Annotated in this window: 25 protein-coding genes and 1 pseudogene; 10 read left to right on the top strand and 16 right to left on the bottom strand. The window is 41.7% G+C overall.

Features of this window, described 5'->3' with window-relative positions:
• The first annotated feature begins 169 nt into the window (after window positions 1-169).
• The 3 genes from B9G53_RS20705 (at window position 170) to B9G53_RS20715 (ending at window position 2,216) form a co-directional block, all read left to right on the top strand.
• A complete protein-coding gene (locus B9G53_RS20705; RefSeq protein WP_094535367.1) occupies window positions 170-541 on the top strand; it encodes a response regulator in 372 nt (123 codons plus the stop codon).
• 144 nt (window positions 542-685) lie between these two features.
• Window positions 686-1,069, top strand: coding sequence for a response regulator (locus B9G53_RS20710; RefSeq protein WP_176453293.1), 384 nt, complete (start codon window positions 686-688; stop codon window positions 1,067-1,069).
• A gap of 142 nt (window positions 1,070-1,211) precedes the next feature.
• Complete coding sequence (locus B9G53_RS20715; RefSeq protein ID WP_094535368.1) at window positions 1,212-2,216, top strand: pentapeptide repeat-containing protein; 1,005 nt, start codon at window positions 1,212-1,214, stop codon at window positions 2,214-2,216.
• Window positions 2,217-2,277: 61 nt separating this feature from the next.
• On the opposite strand, the gene B9G53_RS20720 is transcribed toward B9G53_RS20715, so the two are convergent.
• The 9 genes from B9G53_RS20720 to B9G53_RS20760 all read right to left on the bottom strand — a co-directional run bounded on the left by B9G53_RS20720 (window position 2,278) and on the right by B9G53_RS20760 (window position 11,333).
• Window positions 2,278-2,538 (bottom strand): hypothetical protein, encoded by a 261-nt coding sequence (locus B9G53_RS20720; protein WP_094535369.1) that lies wholly within the window; start codon window positions 2,536-2,538, stop codon window positions 2,278-2,280.
• A 146-nt stretch (window positions 2,539-2,684) separates the two neighbouring features.
• Window positions 2,685-4,148, bottom strand: coding sequence for a sugar transferase (locus B9G53_RS20725; protein WP_094535370.1), 1,464 nt, complete (start codon window positions 4,146-4,148; stop codon window positions 2,685-2,687).
• A 346-nt stretch (window positions 4,149-4,494) separates the two neighbouring features.
• Complete coding sequence (locus B9G53_RS20730; protein ID WP_094535371.1) at window positions 4,495-5,271, bottom strand: WecB/TagA/CpsF family glycosyltransferase; 777 nt, start codon at window positions 5,269-5,271, stop codon at window positions 4,495-4,497.
• Between the two features lie 101 nt (window positions 5,272-5,372).
• Window positions 5,373-6,095: a sulfite exporter TauE/SafE family protein gene (locus B9G53_RS20735; protein ID WP_176453294.1), complete on the bottom strand. Its 723-nt coding sequence runs from the start codon at window positions 6,093-6,095 to the stop codon at window positions 5,373-5,375.
• A gap of 51 nt (window positions 6,096-6,146) precedes the next feature.
• A complete protein-coding gene (locus B9G53_RS20740) occupies window positions 6,147-7,166 on the bottom strand; it encodes a YeiH family protein (protein ID WP_094535373.1) in 1,020 nt (339 codons plus the stop codon).
• 83 nt (window positions 7,167-7,249) lie between these two features.
• Entirely contained in the window at window positions 7,250-8,359 is a 1,110-nt protein-coding gene (locus B9G53_RS20745) for an Mrp/NBP35 family ATP-binding protein (protein ID WP_094535374.1), read from the bottom strand.
• Window positions 8,352-9,314, bottom strand: a complete 963-nt coding sequence (locus tag B9G53_RS20750) for a HEAT repeat domain-containing protein (RefSeq protein ID WP_094535375.1) — start codon at window positions 9,312-9,314, stop codon at window positions 8,352-8,354. The genes B9G53_RS20745 and B9G53_RS20750 overlap by 8 nt, the downstream gene beginning before the upstream one ends.
• A gap of 14 nt (window positions 9,315-9,328) precedes the next feature.
• Window positions 9,329-9,556, bottom strand: a complete 228-nt coding sequence (locus B9G53_RS20755; protein WP_036011745.1) for a ferredoxin family protein — start codon at window positions 9,554-9,556, stop codon at window positions 9,329-9,331.
• A 73-nt stretch (window positions 9,557-9,629) separates the two neighbouring features.
• A complete protein-coding gene (locus B9G53_RS20760; RefSeq protein WP_094535376.1) occupies window positions 9,630-11,333 on the bottom strand; it encodes a fumarate reductase/succinate dehydrogenase flavoprotein subunit in 1,704 nt (567 codons plus the stop codon).
• A gap of 324 nt (window positions 11,334-11,657) precedes the next feature.
• Here B9G53_RS20760 and B9G53_RS20765 point away from each other — a divergent pair, with 324 nt between their 5' ends.
• Complete coding sequence (locus tag B9G53_RS20765) at window positions 11,658-13,673, top strand: LysR substrate-binding domain-containing protein (protein WP_094535377.1); 2,016 nt, start codon at window positions 11,658-11,660, stop codon at window positions 13,671-13,673.
• 117 nt (window positions 13,674-13,790) lie between these two features.
• Here B9G53_RS20765 and B9G53_RS20770 read toward each other — a convergent pair whose 3' ends face one another.
• The 4 genes from B9G53_RS20770 to B9G53_RS20785 form a co-directional block, all read right to left on the bottom strand.
• Entirely contained in the window at window positions 13,791-14,420 is a 630-nt protein-coding gene (locus B9G53_RS20770) for a Crp/Fnr family transcriptional regulator (protein WP_094535378.1), read from the bottom strand.
• A 169-nt stretch (window positions 14,421-14,589) separates the two neighbouring features.
• Window positions 14,590-15,411 (bottom strand): ABC transporter ATP-binding protein, encoded by an 822-nt coding sequence (locus B9G53_RS20775; RefSeq protein ID WP_094535379.1) that lies wholly within the window; start codon window positions 15,409-15,411, stop codon window positions 14,590-14,592.
• A gap of 96 nt (window positions 15,412-15,507) precedes the next feature.
• On the bottom strand, window positions 15,508-16,398 hold the full coding sequence (locus B9G53_RS20780; protein WP_094535380.1) for an ABC transporter permease: 891 nt from the start codon (window positions 16,396-16,398) through the stop codon (window positions 15,508-15,510).
• A gap of 127 nt (window positions 16,399-16,525) precedes the next feature.
• Entirely contained in the window at window positions 16,526-17,995 is a 1,470-nt protein-coding gene (locus B9G53_RS20785; protein WP_094535381.1) for an ABC transporter substrate-binding protein, read from the bottom strand.
• 483 nt (window positions 17,996-18,478) lie between these two features.
• Here B9G53_RS20785 and B9G53_RS20790 point away from each other — a divergent pair, with 483 nt between their 5' ends.
• Window positions 18,479-18,901, top strand: coding sequence for a hypothetical protein (locus B9G53_RS20790; protein WP_094535382.1), 423 nt, complete (start codon window positions 18,479-18,481; stop codon window positions 18,899-18,901).
• Window positions 18,902-19,146: 245 nt separating this feature from the next.
• Window positions 19,147-19,359, top strand: coding sequence for a hypothetical protein (locus tag B9G53_RS20795; RefSeq protein ID WP_094535383.1), 213 nt, complete (start codon window positions 19,147-19,149; stop codon window positions 19,357-19,359).
• A gap of 566 nt (window positions 19,360-19,925) precedes the next feature.
• Here B9G53_RS20795 and B9G53_RS20800 read toward each other — a convergent pair.
• Together B9G53_RS20800 and nrdR are read right to left on the bottom strand one after the other, a co-directional pair.
• Window positions 19,926-20,234, bottom strand: a complete 309-nt coding sequence (locus B9G53_RS20800; RefSeq protein ID WP_040689531.1) for a DUF3155 domain-containing protein — start codon at window positions 20,232-20,234, stop codon at window positions 19,926-19,928.
• 180 nt (window positions 20,235-20,414) lie between these two features.
• Window positions 20,415-20,867, bottom strand: coding sequence for a transcriptional regulator NrdR (gene nrdR / locus B9G53_RS20805; protein ID WP_094535384.1), 453 nt, complete (start codon window positions 20,865-20,867; stop codon window positions 20,415-20,417).
• A gap of 442 nt (window positions 20,868-21,309) precedes the next feature.
• On the opposite strand from nrdR, the gene lipA reads away from it, so the two are divergent.
• The 4 genes from lipA (at window position 21,310) to B9G53_RS20830 (ending at window position 24,450) form a co-directional block, all read left to right on the top strand.
• A complete protein-coding gene (gene lipA, locus B9G53_RS20815) occupies window positions 21,310-22,197 on the top strand; it encodes a lipoyl synthase (RefSeq protein ID WP_094535386.1) in 888 nt (295 codons plus the stop codon).
• 420 nt (window positions 22,198-22,617) lie between these two features.
• On the top strand, window positions 22,618-22,938 hold the full coding sequence (locus B9G53_RS20820) for a hypothetical protein (RefSeq protein WP_094535387.1): 321 nt from the start codon (window positions 22,618-22,620) through the stop codon (window positions 22,936-22,938).
• Between the two features lie 255 nt (window positions 22,939-23,193).
• Window positions 23,194-23,772 (top strand): LexA family transcriptional regulator, encoded by a 579-nt coding sequence (locus B9G53_RS20825; RefSeq protein WP_094535388.1) that lies wholly within the window; start codon window positions 23,194-23,196, stop codon window positions 23,770-23,772.
• 147 nt (window positions 23,773-23,919) lie between these two features.
• Window positions 23,920-24,450 carry a hypothetical protein gene (locus B9G53_RS20830; protein WP_094535389.1) on the top strand — a complete coding sequence of 177 codons (531 nt, stop codon included), beginning with the start codon at window positions 23,920-23,922 and terminating at the stop codon, window positions 24,448-24,450.
• 295 nt (window positions 24,451-24,745) lie between these two features.
• Here the strand turns inward: B9G53_RS20830 and B9G53_RS27575 are convergent.
• Window positions 24,746-24,954 (bottom strand): annotated as a pseudogene (locus B9G53_RS27575) (hypothetical protein); the annotation flags it as partial.

Genomic DNA, 24,954 nt, shown 5'->3' on the forward strand with positions numbered 1-24,954 from the left:
CACGATCCCTAGATGGTCTAGATTCGATACTTTCATCTCTGTATTAATATTTACCTCCTCTTTTTTGATTTTCGATGATTTTGATTTTCGGTAATTATTTTACCCTTCCATTACGAGCGGAATGTAGGATAGAAAGAATTAGAACAACATTATTTAGAAATTTATAAATATGAGCAAATCGATTTTATTGATTGATGACGAACCAAATCTGGCTCAAGTCATAGCGGTTTGTTTAGAAAGCTTTAAAGGATGGAAAGTCCAAATCGCAAACTCTGGCAAAGCAGGGCTTAGCATTGTCGAATCCCTCAAGCCCGACGCAATTCTCCTTGATGTAATGATGCCTGAAATGGATGGCATTACTGTCTTTCAGCATCTTCAACAAAATCCAGCAACACAAAATATTCCTGTAATTCTCTTAACTGCCAAAGTACAAGCAAGCGATCGCGCCAGATTTGCTCAACTAGATGTCGCAGGTAAGATCTCCAAACCCTTTGAGCCACTCCAAATTGCCGATCAAATTGCCCAGCTTTTAAAGTGGTAATTGCTGAAATCAAGAGCCAGATTTTCTGTGGCGCGGCGCAGCCGCGCCACAGAAAATCTTAAATCTCATCTCCCTCAGAATATCCTCACTTTTATTCTCTACACTAAATCTAAATTAGAAGCCAAATTGTATTTCACAGTCCCAATGGAAAACATATCTAGAAAAACAGTTTTATTAATAGATGATGAGGAATATATCTGCAAAATTGTCGAGACTTGTCTAGAAATCTTCAGTGACTGGCAACCAGTAACTGTCCCTTGCTGCGAAGAAGGTTTAGCCGCCGTTGCCAATATCCGACCTGATGCAATTTTGCTAGATATGATCATGCCAAACATGGATGGATTTGCTTTTCTTAAAACTTTGCAAGCTAATCCTGAATTTGCAGATATTCCCGTTGTCTTGCTAACTGCTCGAGTTGACCTCACCGAATCTCAAAAAATTGCTCAGCTAGGAGTCAAAGGTGCGATCGCTAAACCCTTCAATCCCGTTCAAATAGTTTCTCAAATTAAGCATATTTTGGATTGGTAAGTAAGGAACAAAATTGCTACACCATTTTGTGTCTTATTATTACTGATTTTTTCTTGTTTCGCCAAGTACTGATTAATGGGAGCATATCCCTCTAAATAACCGCTACATTTTTTAGAGAGATATAGCGTAAAAGGGAAGACATATGGGAAACTCAGAACATCTTGCGATACTAAAACAAGGAGTAGCCAGTTGGAATAGATGGCGACTGGAAAACCCAGAGATTATTCCCAATCTGAGTGGTACTAACTTGAGACGAGCCAATCTCCGCGAAGCAGATTTGAGTGGAGTAAATTTGCGTTGGACAAATCTGAGTAATGCTAATTTATTAGGTGCGAATCTGAGTGGATCTGATCTAGTGAAGGCAAATTTGCGAGAGGCTGATTTATATAAGGCAAATCTCAAAGATGCAGAAGTAAATGGAGCCTATTTGAGTAAGGCGCATCTACGAGAAGCTTATTTGCAAAGATGCGATCTAAGTTTGGCAAACCTTCAGGGAGCCGATCTGACTAAGGCATATTTTAATGGTGCGAACTTGAGTGGCGCAGACTTAGATGAAAGTGACTTGAGTAATGCTAGTTTAAGTGAGACAAACTTAAGTAATGCAATTTTAAGTAATGTTAATCTCACCAATGCCGATCTCCGTCGTAGTGATTTGACCAATGCAAATCTAGAATTTGCCGATCTTAGTAATACAAACCTATCAGACTCAAAACTATGTGCGGTAAATTTAAGTAATGCTAATTTGCAAGAATGCGACTTGAGTAATGCTGCTATTAATCAAGCTAATTTAAGTTATGCCAATTTATGTGATGCAATTCTCAGCAATGCCAATTTAAGTAATACGAATTTAAGTCATGCCAATCTTAAACATGCAGTTCTGAGTAATGCAATTTTGAGTAATGCTGACTTGAGTGATAGCAACTTAGAAGATGCAATTTTAAGTGATGCAATTTTAAGTAATGCTAATTTGAATGGAGCGATTCTCACAGGAGCGCAACTCATCTCAGCGAAGCTAGATGCTGCTTTTTTGATTGGCACTAATTTAGTCAAAGCAAATTTGCGACTGGCTAATCTAAATGGAGTTAGTTTGTCTGAAGCAAATCTATTTGGAACAATTATGCCTGATGGCTCTGTGCATAATCACTAATAAACACTAATAAAGAAGGCATTTCGCCTTCTTTATTAGTGTTTATTGCTGTACACAAATACTATTCTTTGGGTTTGCCAGCAACATCTCCATCGCCGTCAATGTCACGACCAGTCAAATTTTCCAGAGCATCAACTGCTTTGCCAGCAGAATCTTTAGCGATCGCACCAACATCTGTATTTAGGACATCGGAAACCTTTTTGGCATTTTCTTCACCAATAGCGCCTTCAACCTTGTCTTTGATGCCTTCAGCTACTTCCCCAGCTTTTTGCTGTAAGCCACTTACAAATCCACCAATCCCTGATTTTTGTTCTTCGCTCATTTTCACTAACTCTATAGAGAGTTTAGGTTGATTTACCCTAGCATTATAGGCATGTAAGTCTGAGAAATTATGTTTTTTGCAACACTATGTAAAAATATACGACGTAAAAAATTTGCAAAGCAAATTTTTTACGTCCTTTGGCGAGACTAATATGCCCCCTTACCAAATAAAATCAAACGTAGAGTTTCAATCAGAATCTCTAAATCGAAGTTTAATGACCAGCGATCTATATAGAACAGATCTAACTTAGCCACATCATCAATAGTGTCTAAATCCGATCGCCCCGAAATTTGCCACAACCCCGTAATCCCTGGCATGACTAGATGGCGCGTATGATGCCAATTGGTAAATCTAGCCACATCTCTTACAGGCAAAGGTCTAGGCCCCACAAGACTCATTTGTCCTAGCAAAACATTAAATAGTTGTGGAAGCTCATCCAAACTTGTACAGCGCAAAAAATGTCCAATGGGAATAATGCGTGGATCGCGTTCAATTTTGAACATAACACCATCGGAACTCTTATTGAGATGCTCTAATTCGGCTTGGCGGCGATCGGCATCCATAAACATGCTCCGAAATTTCCACATACGGAATGATTGTCCCTGTAGTCCCACGCGATCTTGAGTATAAAATACACTCCCTTTGGAACTAGTTTTAATGGCGATCGCTATCCCTATAAACACAGGCGATAAGACTATCAATCCAATAAATGCGGCGACGATATCCAAACAGCGCTTAAAGATATATTCCCAATTTGCCAGCAGTGACGACTCAATCCGAATCATTGGCATTGATGCAAAAATCTCTGGAGTGCCTCGTCGATGGAGCAGCATTAAACTAGATGGGACTAACCTTAGCCCTATTCCTGCATTGCGAAGTTGCCAATATAATTGAGAAGCTAGTTGAGTTTCGGGCAATCCTTCGGCAATTACTTCTTTTGCTCCAGAATTAATAATGCATTGCATGGAGTGTGAGGTATTAGCGAGGGAAGAGGTAAGTACCCCGACAACTTTGTAGCCTGTTCTTTTTTCGATAATGTTAGCTAGGTAAGATAGGCGATCGCTAGGTGCAATGATAAAAACAGGTGTATGAATTCTAGCGATCGGAAACTGATCAAAGATCAAGGTCAATAGCAATCGTAAGCCGATAATCATGATCACACTACCAATCCAAGCAGGGAAAAACAGCGATCGCGGAGTATCCACTGTAGGGTTATAAAAATAGCTAATCACTAAAGAAGCCATGTAAACACTGCTAATAACTTGGGATTGCTTTACATAGTTGCGCCATTGGGATTCACCTCGATAAAAGTTGTGATAAGCAAATCCTGTAACGATCGCCGCCGCAAAAGCCCAAAATAACCCTGTTAATCCTGCAAATTCTCCCCAATTAAGTTCTGGTGGCAAAGGTGAAAAGCCTTGATTAAGGTTCCAAGATACTCTCCAAGCTATGCCTAAACCCAAGATATCGCTAGCAATTAGTAAGAGCGATCGCAACCAGTTGAACTCGCCCATAGACCATTTGATCTGGTTGCCAGCTCGAATGTCATGTTTTTTGACATGTTTATCGGATTGTTTTTTAGTTGGTTGGCGATCGCTGCTCACTCTCATATCCCTCTTCTGCTCTTAACCTGATTGTGCATCACAAATTTTTCTTATTAAGTCTCAGTTCATTTATCTTGCCCAAACGCGGAATTAGTTTAGACATATAGCTGTCACCACTTGCATACTACAGCGCTTTGCGCTGACTTAAAACCCAGAGAATTTTTTAAAAGCGTTGCTCCGCAACGCTTTTAAAAAATTCTCTTTACTACTCAAAGCCCCCAAAAGATGAATGGCGGCGCGAAGCGCCGCCATTCATCTTTTGGGTTTGGAAACTTACATTGCTGTAAGCGCAAAGATATTTTTTGAAAACACTTTTATGCCCCAAAGCTAGAGAGGTTGCTCAGCAACCTCTCTAGCTTTGAGGGGGGTGAAAAATTCGCCGTAAGTGTTGGAGGCAAAACAAAATTACAAAACAGGGATTATTAATCAAATAACGCTGCCATAAACGTACTGGCTCTTGGCTAAAGCGATATAACCACTCCAAGCCGATCGCCATCATCCAACGAGGAGCTTGTGAAATCTTTCCACTATGAAAATCAAAGGCCGCACCAACCCCAATCATCACGGCAGCCAAATGATGATGGGCGTGGCTCATCCAAAATTCCTGTTTAGGACAACCAAGCGCGATAAATACAACCTTTGCACCCGATTTAGCAATAAGTTGCATATCTTCCGTTAATTGTGATTCAAAGTTAGGATCATTAATCTCGAAATATGGTGGAGCATGTTTACCAGCGATCGCCAAATCTGGAAAGCGTGATTTTAAGTTCTGCTCTAATTTGTGAAGTGTTTCAACCGTTGCGCCAAATAAATAAATAGGGATATTTTCCTGTGCGGCGCGATCGCATAGGGCTAGCATCAGATCTGGCCCATAAACTCGCTGTTGATCTTTTGCGCCTAGCGATCTCAAGCCCCATACCAGTGGCATCCCATCAGGGGTTACAATTTCCGCATTAGCCAGTACTTGGCGATAGTCACGATTCCAGTAAGCTGTCATCACCACATGGACGTTAGCCGCCACGACATAACCAGATTTATTTTGCTGAGCGAGAAGTGTAATGCGATCGCAAGTATCGACATAGCTAGTTTGGTCAAGGCCAACATTAATAATCGATATACGTTGGCTCATAGGTGAATGAATGTAATAAAACCCAATAATCAAGTGGCGGCGCGAAGCGCCGCCACTTGATTATTGGGTTTTGGCTTTGGTTTTTAATTATGCCCAAATACTTATAACAAAAATAGAAACCCCACAACAACTAACAAGCTAAAAATAATTTGATTAAACATTGGTTGTGGAATCCATCGATTTACTTTGCCGCCAATGTAAACCCCCAGAAAAATACTCGGTAAAGACCATAAAAATAAATTCCAAACGGTGGGAGTCCATAGCCCGACGATGCCATGCCCTGCGATTGTGGCAACCCCTGAAAATAGAAAATAGCATTGCATCGTTGCTCGAAAATAGTCAGGTCGCCAACGACGGAGTGTTCCGTAAATAGCGATCGGCGGACCATTAGTGTTGTACGCACCACCGAGAATTCCTGCGATAAATCCAAAGATGAAGGCATATTTTTCATTCTGGAGGCGCGGCATTCTTGGCGTAACGAGGTTACCTATACCATAAAGGATTAGCAATAACCCAAGAATTACTTTAACTAATCGTTCAGGAGCATAATTGAGAAGTAATAGTCCAAAGGGAACGCCGATAATCGTCGCAATAATCAACCTCCAAGCTGATTTAAAGTCAACGGATTTAGGATCACTGATCAGGATAGTAAGACTAATCATAAATCCCATAAAAGCAACTATGGGCGAAGCAGTCTGAAGGCTCATGATTAGTCCGAGCAGTGGCATGGCAAGTAAAGCATCGCCAAACCCCACAGCAGAACGGACAAATGTACAAGCAAAAAGAATAAAAGCTGTTAAAACTGTCAGGGTTGATGATGTCATGAATTCGCTATTCTGCAATAGGTAAACATGAGCGTCGCTCATGCTTTCCATTTAATAAAAGATCTTGACTAATCCATAGCTAAATATAGAGATAAACAACCAAGAACCTGCACCTAAATAAAGAGGTTTAAGTCCAGTTTCCCGAAGCTGTTGTAACTTTGTTTCTAAACCCATCGCTGCCATCGAGATTGTCAGCAAGAACTTATTGATTTGCCCGATCGCACTTTTAAACTCAGTTGGGAAAATATTTAGACTATTGAGGATAATCAATAAAATGAAGTAAAAGATAAACCAAGGAATGGCGATCGCCGTAGGAGATTGATTGGTATAGCTTGGTTTACGCTGGGAATATAAATAACTAATGCCAAGAATGACGGGTGCTAACCACAATACTCGTGATAGTTTAGTAATACTCGCTAATTCGCCACTAATCGGACTTACTTGGTAAGCCGCCGCCAAGACCTGTGCTACCTCATGGATCGAAGCTCCGCACCAAATACCAAAGGTCTCAGGGGTCAAACTGAGCAAGGTTGGTAATAATGGATAAAGGAACATAGATAAGGTTCCAAATATGGTGACGATCGCTACGGCATAGGTGGTATCGCGATCGGAACTGTGGGTAGCACTACTGGTAGCTATTACGGCGGAAGCTCCACAAATAGAAGTTCCTGATGCGATCAAATAGGTTAAGCTTTTGCTAACTCCTAGTTGTTTTCCTAGCCAATAGGTAAAGCCAAAGGTGCTAAACAGAGTCAAGATAATTAAGACAATCCCTTTGGCTCCAATTGCCAAAACTTGCACAAGGCTAAGTTGCATTCCTAAGAGAATAATTGCAAATCGCAAAATCTGCTTCATAGAGAAGGTTACGCCCATTTGGCAATAGGCTGGCATTCCGATAATGTTGCGAAATAGAATGCCAAGCATAATCGCGATAATCAATGGACTGAACAGATCAAATATTGGTAGATTTCGCAATAAATAGGCTATTCCTGCTAAAGCGATCGTCAGATAAAGTCCATAGCTCTGTTGAGAAACCCATCTCCAAACTTGAGAAGGTGAAGATATATTCATCGTTTTTCTCTAATCGATTGGTTGTCAGGACTAAAAATGGCTTTGCCATTTTTAGTCCTGACAACCCTTACTGGGGTTGTTTTCTAATTCACAAAAGTGTTGTCAAACTCTCGTGAATTGGTATTATGTTCAGCAAAACTATTATCAAGGGCGATCGCGATTTTGGTAAACACCTCCGCAACTGCTGAATGAGGTTCGCTAAGGGTAAGCGGAGTACCGATGTCGCCACCTGTGCAGATTTTGGCATCAATGGGAACCTGTCCGAGCAAGGGTGCTTGCAGTTCATCAGCAAGTTGCTGACCACCACCACTGCCAAAAATTGGGTTTGGTGTTCCACAATGTCCACAGAGTAGGTAACTCATATTCTCGATGATACCGAGGACGGGAATGCCGACACGACGGAACATGTGAATGCTGCGACGGACATCAGCAACCGCAACCTGCTGCGGAGTCGTGACCAAAATCACGCCACAGATCGGACTCTCTTGGACGATAGTAATTTGAGCATCACCTGTGCCGGGGGGCAAATCAATCAAGAGATAGTCCAAGTCTCCCCATTCTACTTCTTGAATGAATTGGGTGATGATCTTATGGAGTACTGGTCCCCGCCATGCAAGGGGATGATCGGGCGCGGCAAGTAACCCCACTGACATTACCTTAATCCCATGCGCTTCAAGAGGGATAAAGCGTTGACCTGTAGGTGTGTCGATCACCTTTACATCCTCTTGAGCTAGTCCTAGCATCTGCGGCACATTGGGTCCATAGACATCGGCATCTAGTAAGCCCACCTTGTTACCCTGCGATCGCAAAGCGGCTGCTAAATTTACCGCCGTTGTTGATTTGCCCACACCACCCTTACCACTGGATACCGCGATCGTGGTGCGAACTCCTGCGATCGTGCAAACCTCCACATAGGACTTTTTGCACCAATCTAGAGATGATGACAAAAGCTCCATGATTTGCGCTTTGAGGGCAAATTGATGTTTACCCACATAGAGGCGCAGGTACACATAGTCATCAACAATTCGCAGATTTCGCACCATGCCCAAACTGACAATATCCATGTTCAGAATTGGCTCGATTACCGTTTTGAGCAGAGATTTTACCGCTAGCTCCTTGACCTCAACTTGAGGATCGGTCGGTGGTGGTACAGGGTGTTCTGCTCTTTGGAAGGGGGAAGTATGACTAGGCATTGGAGGTCTCTTGAATGCTATCTTGAATACTTTGAATGGCGCGTTGGGCAAAGATACACACATCGCGATCGGGGTCATCAAGGGCTTGCTGTAAAGGTGTAAGCGCCACAGGATTATTTAAAATCCGCAACGCAATTACACCTTCACGGCGCACATCTGAATATTCATCGGTTAGAGCTTTGATGAATAGAGGCAAGGTGCGATCAGTAGCTATTTTTTGTAAAGCTTGAAGACTAAACTTGCGAACTTGCCAATGCTGATCTTCGGCAGACCTTTCCAAAGCGGCGATCGCATCGGGATTAGCATGGGTAGTGAGAGACTTTGCCGCATTGCGGCGTACTTCCCAATCTGGATCATCGGTAACAGCTTGGCAGAGAATGGGTACAACTTCGGCATCCGCTAAATGCCCAAGGGTTAGAGCCGCTGCCCGACGGACTGTTGCTTCAGGATCGGACATTAGTGCGAGAGCAGGCTCGCAGCGCTCCACCTGATTTAAGTATCTGAGGGTGGTGATGGCTGCTTCCCGTAATTCTGGTAAGGTTGAGTTAAAGAATGGCATCACATAGGGTAAGCACTGAGCATCATGAATCTTCCGCAATAGAAACAGAATATTCAGTTGGAGATTGATGTCATCGCGCAATAGTGCATCTAGCAATAGCAACAGATGATCGGGGGCAACCAATTCTCCTAAAGCAGATCTTGCTTCTTCGCGAATATCTTCTACTGGTGAGGCAAGACATTCGACCAATGCAGGCACGGCCGCAGGGTTAGCGAGTTCCCATAGGGTGGTAACTGCCAACTTTTGGACGAGGGGGCTTTCATCCTTGACGGCTTCAAGTAACGGCGCGAAGATTTCTTCATCACCGATATGTTGCAAGCTTTTAACTGCTACGAGGCGATCATCCACGTTAGGCGATCGCAACATTTCTAACCATTGATCCATTTCACTATCCATGATGCTTACCTCCCTTAGCGTAATAAGAATGGAATTTGGACGGTGATCGCATTGGTGGGACATTCCTTTTCGCAAGGAAGGCAAAACCAGCACTCATCGTATTTCATATAGGCTTTACCTGTTTCAGGGTTCTTTGCCAATACATCAAGGGGGCAAACTTCAATACAAGCCACACACTTTTCCAAGCATTTAGACTCATCGACAATTACAGGTACGTCAACTCGTTGAGTGGTTAAAGCCATAATGATTTCTGATACTCCAAACTTTTCATATTGTGAACAAACCTTTGTGGATAAGGTGTAGATGTGATTTCAATTAGCGCACAGCCACATCATAAACTTCCGTTTCAACATTCACATCCACAATGTAAGGTTCAATTGGACGCTTGAATAGCACCATCTGATCAGATTCATCTTTTTTGAGATGCACATGGCAGAACCATTCTTCATTATTCTTTTCAGGATAATCGACACGATAGTGATAGAGACCCCAACGGCTTTCTTTGCGATAGAGTGACGCTCTCGCCGCCATTTCTGCACAATCACGAATAAAGTGAACCTCCATACAACGCATCAGTTCATGGGGATCTTGTGCGCCCATTTGATCGAGGCTAGCATGATAATTAACGAAATTGCTCAAGCCAATTTCCATGCGGTTAGCCGACTTGGGAGGTTGGAGATAGTCATTGACCAAGCGGCGCAACTTATATTCAACTTGGGTATGGGGAATACCATTGGGGCGATCGAGTGGTGCATAGATGCGGGCTTTCTCATTTGCCACAAATTCAGGATCGGGATCGAGATGTTCTAAACCTTGGACATATTCCACGGCATTCTCACCAGCGATGCGCCCAAATACAAAGGCTCCAATCATGTAGTTATGGGGAACACTTGCCATATCACCCGCAGCATACAGCCCTTTAACGGAGGTTTCTGCTTTCTCATTAACCCATACACCTGATGCGCTGTGACCACTACAGAGACCAATTTCAGAAATGTTCATTTCCACGCCCTTGGTGCGATAGTTCTCGCCACGTCCTTGGTGGAATCTACCACGGCTAGGACGTTCATTTGCCCAGAGAATTGATTCGATTTCGGCGATCGTATTCTCATCCAAATGAGTCATTTTAAGCTGAATTGGACCTTTGCCAGAGTTGAGTTCTTTCCAAACCTCTAGCATCATTTGTCCACTCCAATAGTCACAGCTAATGAAGCGATTGCCTTCTGCGTTAGCGGTGTAGCCACCAAAGGGACTAGCCACATAGGCACAGGCTGGCCCGTTGTAATCCTTCATCAAAGGATTGATTTGGAAACACTCAATATTGCTCAGTTCTGCACCTGCATGGTATGCCATCGAGTAGCCGTCACCTGCATTGGTGGGGTTTTCGTAGGTTCCATAGAGATAACCAGAGGCGGGTAGTCCCAATCTGCCACAGGCTCCTGTGCAGAGAATCACAGCTTTAGCTTGGATGACTACAAAATCACCATTGCGAACGTCAAAGCCAATTGCGCCGATCGCTCGACCATCTTTAACCAATACACGGGTTGCCATGACCCGATTGGTCACTCTTGCCTTATGGCGTTTGACCTGACGCGCCAAAATCGTCTTGAGATCCTTACCCTCTGGCATTGGCAATACATACTTACCAACTCGGTGTACCTGTTTGAGGTCGTAATCCCCCTGCGTATCCTTTTGAAACTTTACGCCCCATTGCTCAAGTTCTTGAATGACCGAAAAGCCGAGTTTACCAGTCTGATAGACAGCATTTTGGTTGAGAATGCCATCATTGGCGATCGTGATTTCGCGGACGTACTGCTCTGGGGTGGAATTTCCGGGAATAACTGCGGTGTTGACACCATCCATACCCATGGCGATCGCACCGCTACGACGAATATTGGCTTTCTCTAGCACCAGAACATCGCCATCTGGATTGGCTTGTTTGGCTTTGATGGCTGCCATCGTCCCTGCTGTACCACCGCCAATCACCAAAACATCTGTCTTGAGCCATTGAGTATTCAATTTGAAATCCTCCGCGTTTCTAAAGAAAGTCGAACCTGAATTATTGGAAAAATCACTTGAATATTTGTTCGTAAAATGTTGCTAGCAATACAGACAAAATGACTGCAAGCGAATTTTAGAGAACTATGTTCATTGAGATCAATTTAATCCCTTGAAGAAATGCAACAATACAGTTTGTGTTGCGTTTCTTGCTTTTATTATGCAATGGATTTCAGGTTTAGTTTATCGAGGTATTTTATAGACTGATAAATTCATTGAATCAATAGAATGTACCATTAGATAAAATCATTACAGTTAGATCATCCTACTCTTGTTGTAACTACCATGGAAGTTTATCAAATTCGTGTATTTCTTGAGGTGGCTCGACATTTAAGTTTTACGGAGGCATCTGATGTTTTGAACCTTACACAGCCAGCAGTTAGTGCTAAGATCAAGTCGCTAGAAACGGAGTTGGGGACTCCATTATTTCATCGGCTAGGTCGCAAAATTCAGCTTACGGATGTGGGTAAATTCCTTCTTGAAAATGGCCCTAAAATAATCGATTTAGAAAATGATTTATTACAGGAAATTGAGCATATAAAAAAGGGGAAATCAGGGCTAATTAAAATTGGTTGCACTTCAGAAATTGGTAATGGTTGGTTACCAACAAAACTATTTGCGTACCGACAAAAGTATCCAAATTTACAAATTCAATGCAATATTTTTGATTCTGTGGAATTGCTATATCGGAGCATCATCAATAATGAGATTGATATTGGCTTCTCAGATATTAATTTTGCCGATGTTGCCGAAATTTCTTCGATCGCAATTGCATCGATCTGCTATTCCTTGTTTGTGTCTGCTCACCATCCCCTTGCCCATAAAAAGTGGCTTAGCCTTGGCGATTTAAAGCATCATCCTTGGGTGTTAATGAATTCTGAAGCCCCTAGTCGTAAGATTTTGGAGTCACGCTTAGCAGAAATTGGTCTATCTCTTAGCGATTTTTCTAATGTGGAAACCGTAGACACATCCAGTCTCATGCGAACCTATATAACCCAAGGGTCATATTTGGGCTTTGCTTCTAATTTTGAATTTCAGTTGGAATGTCAAGCGGGAAATTTGGTCGCGATTTCTTTGCAGGAATTTGCTTTGTCAGGCAGTATTTTTTTACTGACTCCCAAGGGAATTAATGAGATTGACGATTTAAATGATCATAAATTATCTAAATCGTCACGGGGGGCTGGAGATCTCACGCCTACGCAGAAATTAGTGAAATTATTACAGGAAAATCAACATCAGCAAGTAGACGTAAATAATAATGCCAGTAATGCTAGTAATGCGATGCATATGCGATCGCCTAGTTTTGCACTACGTACCGCTAATAGCAATCGACCTGAAACGCTTACCCTCTCGATTGGTATTCAAAATGGCACAATTCCCTCAGTGACGGCAGGATTAATTATTCAGCGTTTGCAGTTGCTATCGCATTTTTTACCCAAGGACGGTCGCTACAGTGGCATCCAGTTTCAAATTGAATGGCAGAATTTTGCGACGGGTTCACCAATTGTGACGGGGCTAGATTCTGGAACATTGAATATTGGCATTTTGGGGGACTATCCATTACTACTGAGTGCTTTGCCTAATCCTGAGACAGCTCAGTACAACACTCGTTTAGTCAGCTTTGTATCTAGTAATCCCGATGGCTCTGGCAATGCATTCATCGTGCCGCATCAATCAAAAGTAGAAACGATCGCCGATCTGCGGGGGCAAAATATCGCAGTGCCATTACGGTCTTCGGCACATGGCATGGTGATGCGATCGCTCCAAGCTGCCAACCTACTAGATCAGGTGGAACTAATTTCCCTTGAGCATATTCAAGCGATTCGCGGCTTTAACTTTCCCTTACATTTAGCCGATAGCTATGCCCATTTCGCACCTTTCCATGATGTCGCTTGCCGTTGTGGAAAATTTCGCTATCTCGCTGATGGCAATCTCGATATTCTGCCATCCTTTTATGGTGTTGTTGTCAATCATGACCTCGCCGATCGCTATCCTGAAGTGGTAATCGCCTATTTGCAATCCCTCAAAGCTGCCCAATATTGGTATGACAATACGCCTTCGGCTCCTGCTCAGGTTGCCCAATGGACTCGTTTAGATCTAGATTTAGTAACCGAGATTCTCAATGGTTCTTACCATCCTGAACAGACAGCAAGATTCTTTTCTGAAACCGTAATTCGTCCAGACTGGCTGAAACTACATATTGACCATCTCAGCAAGATTCCTGATAATGAACGCCTCACCAAGATTAATCTTGATCGCTGGATGCAGCCAGAATTTCTTAAGCAAACCTACCACACTTGATAGTAGGGAATGAAAGCGCTTTGCACCTTCATTCCCTACTATCAAGTGTGTAATCGAATACACTGCTCTTATTGTTATTCTCAAGAAATGAAAGAAAGACACTTCGCGCATCTTTTTTTATGCAAGAACGATATATCGATCGCGATCGACTTTTAACCATCCTTCATCTTGTAATAATTTCATGGCTCTAGTGACTGTGACACGAGTGCTGCTAATGGCACTAGCAAGGTGCTGGTGCGTAAAACGTACAGTCAGACGAGTTCCGCCATCAACTGGAATGCCAACTTCCTGCTTGAGCAGAAGTAGGATTTGGCGGAGACGCTCTTCTACCCGTTTATTACTAACTAGCGCTAGCAAAGCTTCCGTTTGCTGAAGACGACGATTGAGATGTTGCAAAATGCCATGATAAAGTTGCGGCGATTGTTCTAGCTCAATCAAGGTAAACTGTATCAAATCGACATCTGATAATGAAATCGCTTGATAAGGTTCTAGATTAGTTAATGGTAAGCCAAAGGGCATAGCTTGCATTGCTAAGCCAACCAAAACTTCATCACCTGACGGATGCAAGGTATTTAGTTGCACAACACCACGACAAACCACCCATACTTCATGAGGATACATGGTAATAATTTGTCCCCTCTTGTAAGTGTGCATGGTGCGCCCGCGATAAATTTCTTCGAGCGATCGCCGCCAATCGGTTACAGAATTTGTGGAATTAAGATCAAAGCTTGAGAACGTATATGTCATATAAGCGTTAGGTACAAATAGCCCTGTTGGGTAATAAGCTCAAGAAGTCTTGTAATCCAGTCTAGATAAGACCATCAGCTATTTTAGACCAGAAGAATTGAAAGTTGCTCTGAGTAAGAATTTTGGCGATTTTATCCATTATTTCCCAACAGAGTTAATATTTAGCCAATTAATCCTCAAATGCCATACTTTTCAAAGTCTCCTCACGAATCAAGTTGAACACTTGACGATTGAGTTGCATAAATTCAGGAGTGAGCATCAAATCGACATGGCGGGGACGTTCTAGATCAATACTTACCATCGTTTTGATATGTCCAGGGTTAACGCCCATCACAAAAATGCGATCGCTTAAAAATACAGCTTCCTCAATATCATGGGTCACAAACACCACCGTTGATTTTAAATCTTGCCAAATATCGAGCAATAGCTCCTGCATCATGTGGCGGGTTTGGGCATCTAGGGCGGCAAAAGGCTCATCCATCAGCAATACCGAAGGCGAATTGACCAAAGCGCGGATGATACTTGCCCTCTGTTGCATTCCCCCTGACATCTGATAGGGAAAGGCATGGCGATATTTGGACAAGCCCACTCGATTTAAATAGTAATCAACAAGTTCTTTGCGTTCATCCTTAGGTACACCGCGCACCTTCAGCCCAAATTCCACATTTTGGAAGGTGGTTTTCCAAGGTAGGAGCGAATATTGCTGAAATACAAAACCGCGATCAGCCCCTGGTTTAGTAATCCTTTGGTAATCAACTAACACATTACCCACAGAAGGTTTTATAAATCCTGCGATCGTATTCAAGATCGTTGATTTACCACAGCCAGAGGGGCCGAGCAGACAAATAAATTCCCCAGGTTGAATCGTAAAGTTGACATTATCTAAAACTGAAGTAAATACTCCCTTGCGTCGAAAACCTACCGATAGATTCTCCACCTCTACTAATCCTTTAACCTGCGATCGCAGATTATTTTCGAGCAACTTTGCCATCGACGTAAATCCTTGCTAAATATCAGTTACAACAAAATTCAGAACAAAACCAAAATTCAAAACTTAAATCTCAAACTAAAAGTTAAATCCTTAATACTAAGCAGTCTTCTTTTTGGTAACGCGCCAAGGCATCAACAAATGAATTAAACGCTCAACTAAGCAAGAACTGAGAGAACCCATCAATCCAATCATCAACATCCCCATCACAATTGGCGGATAGTTGGAAGTAACGTAGGATTCCCAAGTGATATAACCGATGCCATAACGACCAGCCAAAATCTCCGCCGTTACCAAACAAAACCAGCAATTTCCCATGCCGATGACCAAACCACTCGCAATACTAGGCATCGCCCCCGGCACAACAATATCTTTAAATACATACCATTGTCCTGCCCCTAAACATTGACCAACCCGTAACAGCAGCATATCCACTCCTTCTACTCCCTTGATCGTGCTAATCAAAATTGGAAAAAATGCACCGATAAAGGTTATGTAAATCATGCCCGACTCAGCATCAGGAAACATGAGAATCGCTAAGGGAATCCAAGCAACCGCAGGAATCGGTCGTAATAATTCCAATGGCAAAAATACAAGATCCTCTAGTTTCTGAAACCAACCAATCAAAATCCCTAAACCCACTCCTAAAATAGTGGCAAAGAAATAACCAGCCAAGACCCGAATCACACTGGATTGGATATGAATCATGGCATTGGTCGAGAAAAACTTGACCGTTGCTTCCGATACTTCTATCGGTGATGGTAAGAAGGAAAAGTTAATCCAGAAATTAAACTTCACCATACAGAGGATTTGCCAAATACCGAAAAATAAGACTATAGATAGTATTCTTCTAAATAGTTGATTTCGCTTGCGTGCCGAAAATGGCTCTTTCACCACATCCGATGAGCCTCCCAATAAACTTTTGATGGACAAACTAAAACTATTCCAAAATTCGATAGGTAGCGATCGCTCAGAAGGTATGTTAGACATCGAACATCTCCACAAGATAGGTTAATAGAGATGAGTATGTAACGCGCAAAGCGCATTACATACTCACAGATTTAGAAGTAAGCCTAATATAAACATCACCAAGATTCTGTTCTGTGGTGTCAGACTATTAGAGCGCGTTGAAGGTGAGAACCTGAGCGCCCCCTTGACTTGCTGCATAGGCTTGAGCATCTTTTTCGGTCAGGAATGCGGCAATATCATCGCCTTTACGCACAAAGAAGGAATTTGCAGCTAGTAATTTCCAGCCTTTGTTGAAATCATGCACAAACACAGTGCTTTTAGCTTGCTTACCTTCGGATTTCAGCTTTGATACTGCTGTCACCATGGTTTTGACAGAAGCGAAGTTTCTAATCTTTTCTTCACCATCAACCCAAACCTGTGCCGCCAGTTTCGGCTCGGTAATTGTTTGCTTAGTTTCCGCATCTTCACCAGAAATTGGGAACTTTTCCGCCTTGGCAATCATTTCGTCATAGTTCAGTCCCATTTCTTTGGCAGCAAGTTTTAAGTAGCTGTCATCGGTGAGTTTGGTAATTTCCGCAGCATCGACCTTGGCATCTAATCTGCCGAGTTGCTTGAGGGTATTGACGCTATTGGTCAAAGCTTCTAAATGGATAGGAAGAATCGCAGGACTAATTTGCTGTAGACCATTGGGACCAAGGAACATATAGACGGCTTCTTTCTCCACACTCGTCCACTTTTCCATTTTTGCCGCGATCGCTTCAGGCTGCTCACGCACCATTTGATTAGCTTCCAAGAGAGCCTTTAAGTAAGCAACAACTAATTCAGGATGCTCTTTGGCAAAGTCGGAACGCACTACTACACCGTGAAATGTGGGTACTCCTAACTCCGCACCATCAAAAATCTTTCTGGCAAAACCGCGTAAAGGAAATAGCTCACCAAAGGGAACAAAGTTTGCATGGGCATCAATCTGATTCGTCTTCAAGCTTGTACCACCAACTTCAGGTGCTTGGCTGATGAGCTTGACTTCAGTGTCAGGATTAATCCCTTCTTTCTTTAAAGCTCTCAACAACATACCATGGGCAGCTGAACCGAAGGGAACTGAGACTTGCTTTCCTCTTAAATCCGCAATGCTCTTGATTGGACTATCCTTGGGAACCATGACTGCATTGCCTGCTCCAGTTGCGCCATAGGATAGGGTCGCAATATAAATGCTGTTGACTCCAGCACCTTTGTCTCTGAATGTATTCATATTGATGGTTAAGGGAAAGTCACCCATCATGCCAATGTCAACTTGGTTAGCTAACATCTTGTTATTGATTGGAGGACCAGATGTATGGCTTGACCATTCAATTTTATATTCGACATTCTGATATTTACCTGTCTTTGGTAAATGTTTCTCCAGAAGCTTTTCTTCGCGAATAATTGGACCACCTGTTGCTGTATTAATCGTTTGATCTTGAGTCGCAATGGCAATCCGAATTACTTTTTTGTTGCCTGAAGAACTAGTCTGCTCAGCAGGATTACCAACAACACTACTGCTACAGGCGGTAATTAAACTCAAAGAAAACAATGAGATAGAAAATAAAAATCTTCTACGAGAGGGCAGCTTTATATTCATGACAAACACTCTTGTATTTCTTTCTTCTCTATTAATTCAGCATGACCATGCCCTATCTGTAAATGTAGATACAAATCCTGTTCTACAGGGGGTTTGACGTATAAGAGAATTCATTTGACTCATAAAATAAATTTGTGAGTCGCTCAAACTGTTATCCTAATTACTAAATTTAGATACTATTGTCTATTGCTCTTAATAGTCAAAACTCTAGAGGAGAATTGTAAATTGTTGTTTACCAATCTCAGCAAAAGTAAGTTCACTATTCTAATGATGTCAATGATGAGTTTCTAGATTACAACTCTGTTCTTTTTTCTTTTTCTCAAATAGTGTGAAGTGATTGGTTAAGAAGTTAAGCGAGTCCTGTCAAAAGAATCTGAATCTTGCTGACACAAAAAGCTGAAGTTTTTAGTTGATGAGTTTGATCGCACTTTATGCTACTATCACTAAGGCAAAAAACACGGCTTTGGAGTTTTGATTCGCTCGATGAATACAGAAATTGCAGAAGATTTATTCACTCAAGGTTTAGAACGCTACAAACAAGGTGAATCTGCGGCGGAATTAATTCCTGTGTTTGAAAAAGTATGCGATCGCCAGCCCAAAGTTGCTAGCGGTTGGATTTGTCTTTCTTGGTTATATTTGCTAGACAACAACGCCAAACTCGCAGTCAAAGCAGCCCAAAAAGCCGTCAAAATCGCCCCCGAAGATCCTCAAGGGCATATTAATCTGGCGATCGCGATGTTAGAGCTATCCCAGAAGGGTGTCCGCGAGCAAGTTGAAGCTGCTCAAAACTGGTTAATGATTTTGAAAGATATTAAGCCAGAAATTGTTGAGAATTTTGAAGAAGGATTGCGTCGCCGTCCAGACTGGAAAGCTCTTGAAAAGGTTAGAGATTGGGTGCTGAGTTAATCTACAACTAGTGGTTTCTTGTTAATTTCTGTTTATTGTCAATATTTGTGAATGGCAATTTGGGGGATTTAATAAATAACTTTATCTAACATTACAGAACTTCATAACTACTGCTTTTATGTCAGAAAAACTTAACAGAGGATTTTTGTCAAGAGTGTTAGGCTACCTAAATATAAATAACTGAAGCTGCTAATTTTTTAATTACAGTTAAGTGCCAATTTTTTATTTAAAAGGAAGTTAATAAAATGATCTTAGAAAACGTTAGAGTAAAGCCTGATACCCGTAACCACAAAGGCTTCTTTGTGCTAGAGGCTTCCTACAAACTGGTTAATATCGATGGTAATGGTTGGGCTTTGATTTGTTTAGATGACTATGCTTGTCATTATGTCGATCCTGATGACTTGAAGTTGCCTAGAGGTTGGAAAAAAACAACTAGTAATGAAGTTGTGAACGCTTAGCGCTCACCTTCTTGGGGTTTCCTCTATGCTTGACATTGAAGATCGATCAACTAATAAGTTAAATAAACCAAATTTTAAATAAAAAAGAGCAAACCTAGGTTTGCTCTTTTTTATTTAAAATTCATAATAAATCAAACCCAAAAATCAAAAGGTGGCGCAAAGCACCGCCTTTTGATTTACTAAGCAAAACAAAAAGCAGATGAATGCTTTGCAACCATCTGCTTTTTGTCGAATTATCAAAAATCCAAAAGTGAAATGAAATGCCACTTCTGGAAGATGTAATAAAAGAATTCAACAGTTAATATTTATACCAACAAATAAAATCCCCATTTTTCAGTTACTCAGGTAACTGCCAAATCCTTAAGTATATTTAATAAGACAACTAATCAAATATACTTACATACATATTTGCTTTTTACAGCAATTTATAAATAAACTCTAATAGCCTCTATTTTTTTACGATAAAAATCGTTTATAGAAGATATAGATGTTCAAAGATATAAAGTGCTGCAAAAGTGATACCGAAAAAACGAGATTTTTTGTTGCTTTGTTAGACTGATAAAAACTTATCTACATCCAGCTAGTGCAACTTCTCTTTCTTCGGGTGGTTTCAGGCTAGGGAACAAGAAGTGATTTTCTTCAACATACTGTGCTCCGAATAGTCCTTTTTCTGCCCAGAAGTATCGATCTGTTGTATGTTCGTTACGTCTTACAAGCAACAGTGCTGGAGGAAGAATGCCATGTGTATGAATGTACTTACGTGCAGCCGTCACAGGCTTATCTTCGCCGCTATCGATACTAAATTGAGGAATATGTTCTAGGATTTTGCGCCCTTCTTGGCGACGTCTACTCTTCCGCTTACGTCTCCTTGCCAAATCAATACCTCCTAATTTAGACCCTGAAATGCGATCGGGATTACAAAAACATTGTTATTATAGCTAGGGTAAATAAGAAATTTCAACTTTTCTTTACAAATTTTTGTCAGTAGTGTTTTTGTGTACCTTAGCTTGATACAGTATTCGATTAAGTTTTAGTAGGTAAACCTGAAAATGTTGTTAACTTGCGGCAAAATGATTTAAAGCTTCAGCAAAATCTCGCACTCCCTTAAACTGTCGATATACTGAAGCAAATCTTACATAGGCAACTTCACTAACATCTTGTAAGTATTGCAATACCATTTCCCCAATTTCTACGCTTGATACTTGATGGCGATCTCGTACTTGTAGTTGTGCTTCGATTTCGTCAATGATCGATTCTAGGGTTGTTTGTGATACGCCCGTTTTCTCACAAGCCCGAATCATCCCGCGCAAAAGCTTTGAGCGATCGAAGGATTCACTGGCTCCATCCCGTTTCAGCACTGTAATTGGCACAAACTCGATGCGTTCGTAGGTGGTAAACCGACGCTGACAATTAAGACATTCGCGCCTGCGTCGAATACTACAGCCTGCCTCTGCCGAACGAGATTCTAAAACACGGCTATCGGTATGCTGACAAAACGGACAGAGCATGACATATCTCAAAATGTGGTGTGTGCAACAGACAGAGCTAGCAAAGCTTTACTCTATCTATATAACTGTAAATTATAGTGGGCAGCAATTACCTATAAAAAGAACAAGAAATTTTTTGAAAGCGTTGCAAAGTAACGCTTTCAAAAAATTTCTTGTTTCGGGTTTGAGTAATACGGTCTTTCCAGTCTCAAAGTAGACATTAAAGCCCAAGAATTATACCAAGTTACGAAAGTGTGACAACACTTTTGTGAATTAAAAACTAAACCCAGTAAGGGTTTTAAAACACAAAATGGCTACGCCATTTTGTGTTTTGGACTTAGCGGTGCGGCGCAAAGCACCGCACCACTAATTTTTGGCTGTGAAAGGAGTAATTGCGTTAAAATACAAAACGTTACAAAAATTGCATGATTTGCATAGGCTAAATTTTTAGGTAATTATAAATATGGCAGTCAAACCAGACTGGTTGCGAGTTAAAGCCCCACAGTGGGAGCGCGTTGGCAATGTTAAAGAAGTCTTGCGCGATTTGGGGCTAAATACTGTGTGCGAAGAAGCATCTTGTCCAAACATCGGCGAATGCTTCAACCAAGGTACTGCCACATTTTTGATTATGGGGCCAGCTTGTACTCGCGCTTGTCCTTATTGCGATATTGATTTTGAGAAAAAGCCTCAAGCTCTTGACCCGATGGAACCAATTAATTTGGGTGAGGCAGTGCAGAGGATGAATCTAAAGCATGTCGTCGTTACTTCTGTTAACCGTGATGATTTGCCTGACGGTGGCGCTTCTCAGTTTGTGCGATGCATTGAAGAAATTCGCAAATTGATGCCACAAACTACAATTGAACTGCTCATCCCCGATCTTTGTGCTAATTGGGAAGCTTTAGAAACAATTTTGGCGGCGCGTCCCCATGTACTTAATCACAATACGGAGACTGTGCCACGGCTCTATCGTCGCGTGCGTCCACAGGGAGAATATCAGCGTAGTTTAGAACTATTGAGTCACGCTCGTGAAATTGCGCCTTGGGTCTACACTAAGTCAGGAATCATGGTGGGTATGGGTGAAACCTATGAAGAGGTTTTGGAAGTGATGCGTGATTTGCGAGCAGTGGATTGTGACATCATCACCATTGGTCAATATCTGCAACCTTCAGCGCAGCATTTAACTTTGCATGAGTTTGTAACGCCTGAGCAGTTTGAATCATGGCGGATTGCTGGCGAGGAGATGGGATTTTTACAAGTAGTATCTTCGCCGCTTACGCGCAGTTCTTACCATGCTGAGCAAGTTCAAGCTTTAATGAAGTTGTATCCCAAAAATGTTGTTAATGCAGAATAGCTAAGTCTTGGGACTACCCCTGTTAAGGTGACACATTTAGTGAAATCAAAACGAGTAAAGACAGGATTCGATTATAATCAGAGACAAAAGCAAAAAACAATCGCTAAGAGGGAATAAGAAATAATTAGTAAGATTTTCGAGAGATTTGTAGAGGCTAACCCATTGACGGTGATGGTGAGGGCAATAATGGAGAGAAGCTTTGCACCAGAGCAACTGGAAAAACTGTTGGAAGAAAACGCCCAAGAACAGTACACGGTACTGGTCAGTTAAGACGTGAGGCAGTGAAAGCCGCGCAATGAAAGCAACTCCAGCATGGAAAGCGGTCGATGATATAGATCGCCATAGCTGGAGTCTTGTTCTTCCCTAAGCCCCCAAGAGGACGCACCCAAAGCCGCACTGTTCGTTTTTTGTAAGGCGTTGGTGGCGTTTAACATTCTCTCTACAATCAAATCTGCACTTAAAGAAGTGCATGGTGTGGAGAAGATTGATTCAGAATTGTCTAGCTATTATGTTGTAGAAGAAGTTCAGTCTAATTTTAGGGGTATGGAGGTCGCGATTGAGGCTGAAGCATGGTTTTGTTTCTCAGAGATGACAGTGAGGGGCTTTGCCGATATATTACGATCTTGGGCAGCCAAAGTAAATTTAAAACGATTTCTTAAGTCCCCACAAAGAAAGAAGGTTTATGACCCAAAACATCCTCACCTATCTACCTTTCGCCTCAATAGTAAAAAGTCACCTTAACAGGGGTAGGTTTTGGTACATATTTTTATATCAAAGAGCATCCGATTATCTCTATCGATCTTCAAGGATGTATCGTGAGATTTTCGCCAGAAGATGACATTAATATTATTCCTTTTGGTGATCCACGTTGCCCAAATAAATGAATGTCGCTATATCTATGTGTTTTTAAGCAATTAAATCATATGATTAGCGTACAATATTCATGAAACTGTAGCGATCGCAGTAATACATGCAAATAACTTTGGGAGAAATATTATGCCTCGTGGTGGAAAACGTCAGGGAGCAGGTCGTCCTGTAGGTACTGGCAAATATAACGAGACAACTAAAGCCGTTCGCTTACCGATTAGCCTTGCTGATGAAATTTTAGAAGCTCTCGCCAGAGATCCTCAACAGGTAGAACCATCAACCATTGTCTCATCTATTTTTAAGACAGACATTAATAATATTAAATGCCGTGTGCCTCTCTATCTCAATCCCGTTGCCGCAGGATTTCCCGCCCCCACAGAGGATTATATCGAAGGCAAAATTGATCTCAATCACCATCTTGTGAAACACCCAGAATCTACATTTTTAGTGCGCGTAGTTGGGGATTCGATGCAAGATGCAGGTATTCATCCGCGTGACTTACTAGTAGTCGATCGCGCCCTTGAGCCAATTAGCGGCAAGGTGGTCATCGCTGTCGTCAATGGAGAGTTAACCGTGAAACGCTTGCGTAAGCATCGCAATAAATTATGGTTGATGCCCGAAAATCCACATTTTCAGCCCATTGAAATTGATGAAAATGTGGAATTACATATTTGGGGAGTAGTCACTAATGTAATTCATGCTTTGTAGCAAGAATCTAAGCTATAGAGATATAAAGCTAGAAAAAAGCAGTATAAATATTGATCAAACAATTTAAAGCATGATTTTGGCTATAAATAAGAGATGACATTTAGCTTTGATTAACGTACATTAATTAAAGAGTTTTTGGTCTTGTCTATGGCTCGCTTTCCTGATTCTTCTGCACCGATCCTATCTTTGTCAGCTTCTAAGGCTCGTTCCTTTGGTATATCTGAAAATATTGTCGGCAAAAATGCTTCCTCCGAGTTCTTTGCGGTTTGGCAAATGCTTTGTTCACGTCTGGATGCACATAAAGATAATTGGCAGGTTAGCTTTTCCTCACCTGTGGCAGTATCGGACTACATCACAATGCGCTGTTTACTAACCGTGGGTGACATCACCCGTGAGGCAACTGGTAGCGATAAAGGCTGTTTAATTCAGGTGGGATCTTCTACGATTGGAGTCCATGCACCTGAACGAGCTATGCTCAATGCTTTTTGTAATGCGGCTGTCCATTTTGGAATTATTTTACCCTTCAAGCAGATCCGCACCAAAAAACCTCCAGACGATACCCATGACCTAGAGGCTGTGGTCAACATTCTTCGCAAGATTCAACGTAAGCAAAAAATGAAACGCGGTTTCAAGGCTTTAGCTAATCTTGCTAATTTGATGACACGCCAAATTAATTAGGCATTTTGCGCTCAAACCCAAATCAAGAATTTCTATAAAAATGTTGCAGAACAACATTTTTATAGAAATTCTTTTGATTCTTTTGATCGGAAATTGCTGTAATCCCAAAACATAAAAGTATCGTCGCATTTTTGTGTTTTGGGATTAATCAAGAATTAGCGCTAGGTTTGCAGCTTCCTATCGCGAAAGTTTAACTAGTTTGTTAAAGATTCTATTTCTATTGTTCGCAGAAGCCGATGATAATGGAGTGAGGAAGATTGCAGTTTTGCGAAGACTATTAAGTAAAATGTGTCGCTCATCTAGGTAAATAGGTGGAAGGAGGGAAAAGAAGCCGACGCAGGAAGTCAAAATCAATCCAACGTAGATTGTATGCCCACTCGAACATGGCTACATACAGATACAAATACTTCTTGTGAATACCGCGAAAGGGACGCAGAAAATTGCGTAAACCAACCCAAATGCCCTCCATAGTATTGCAATGAACCTCACAAAAACCATCTTGAT

The sequence above is a fragment of the Pseudanabaena sp. SR411 genome (assembly GCF_002251945.1).
Taxonomy (GTDB): Bacteria; Cyanobacteriota; Cyanobacteriia; order Pseudanabaenales; family Pseudanabaenaceae; genus Pseudanabaena.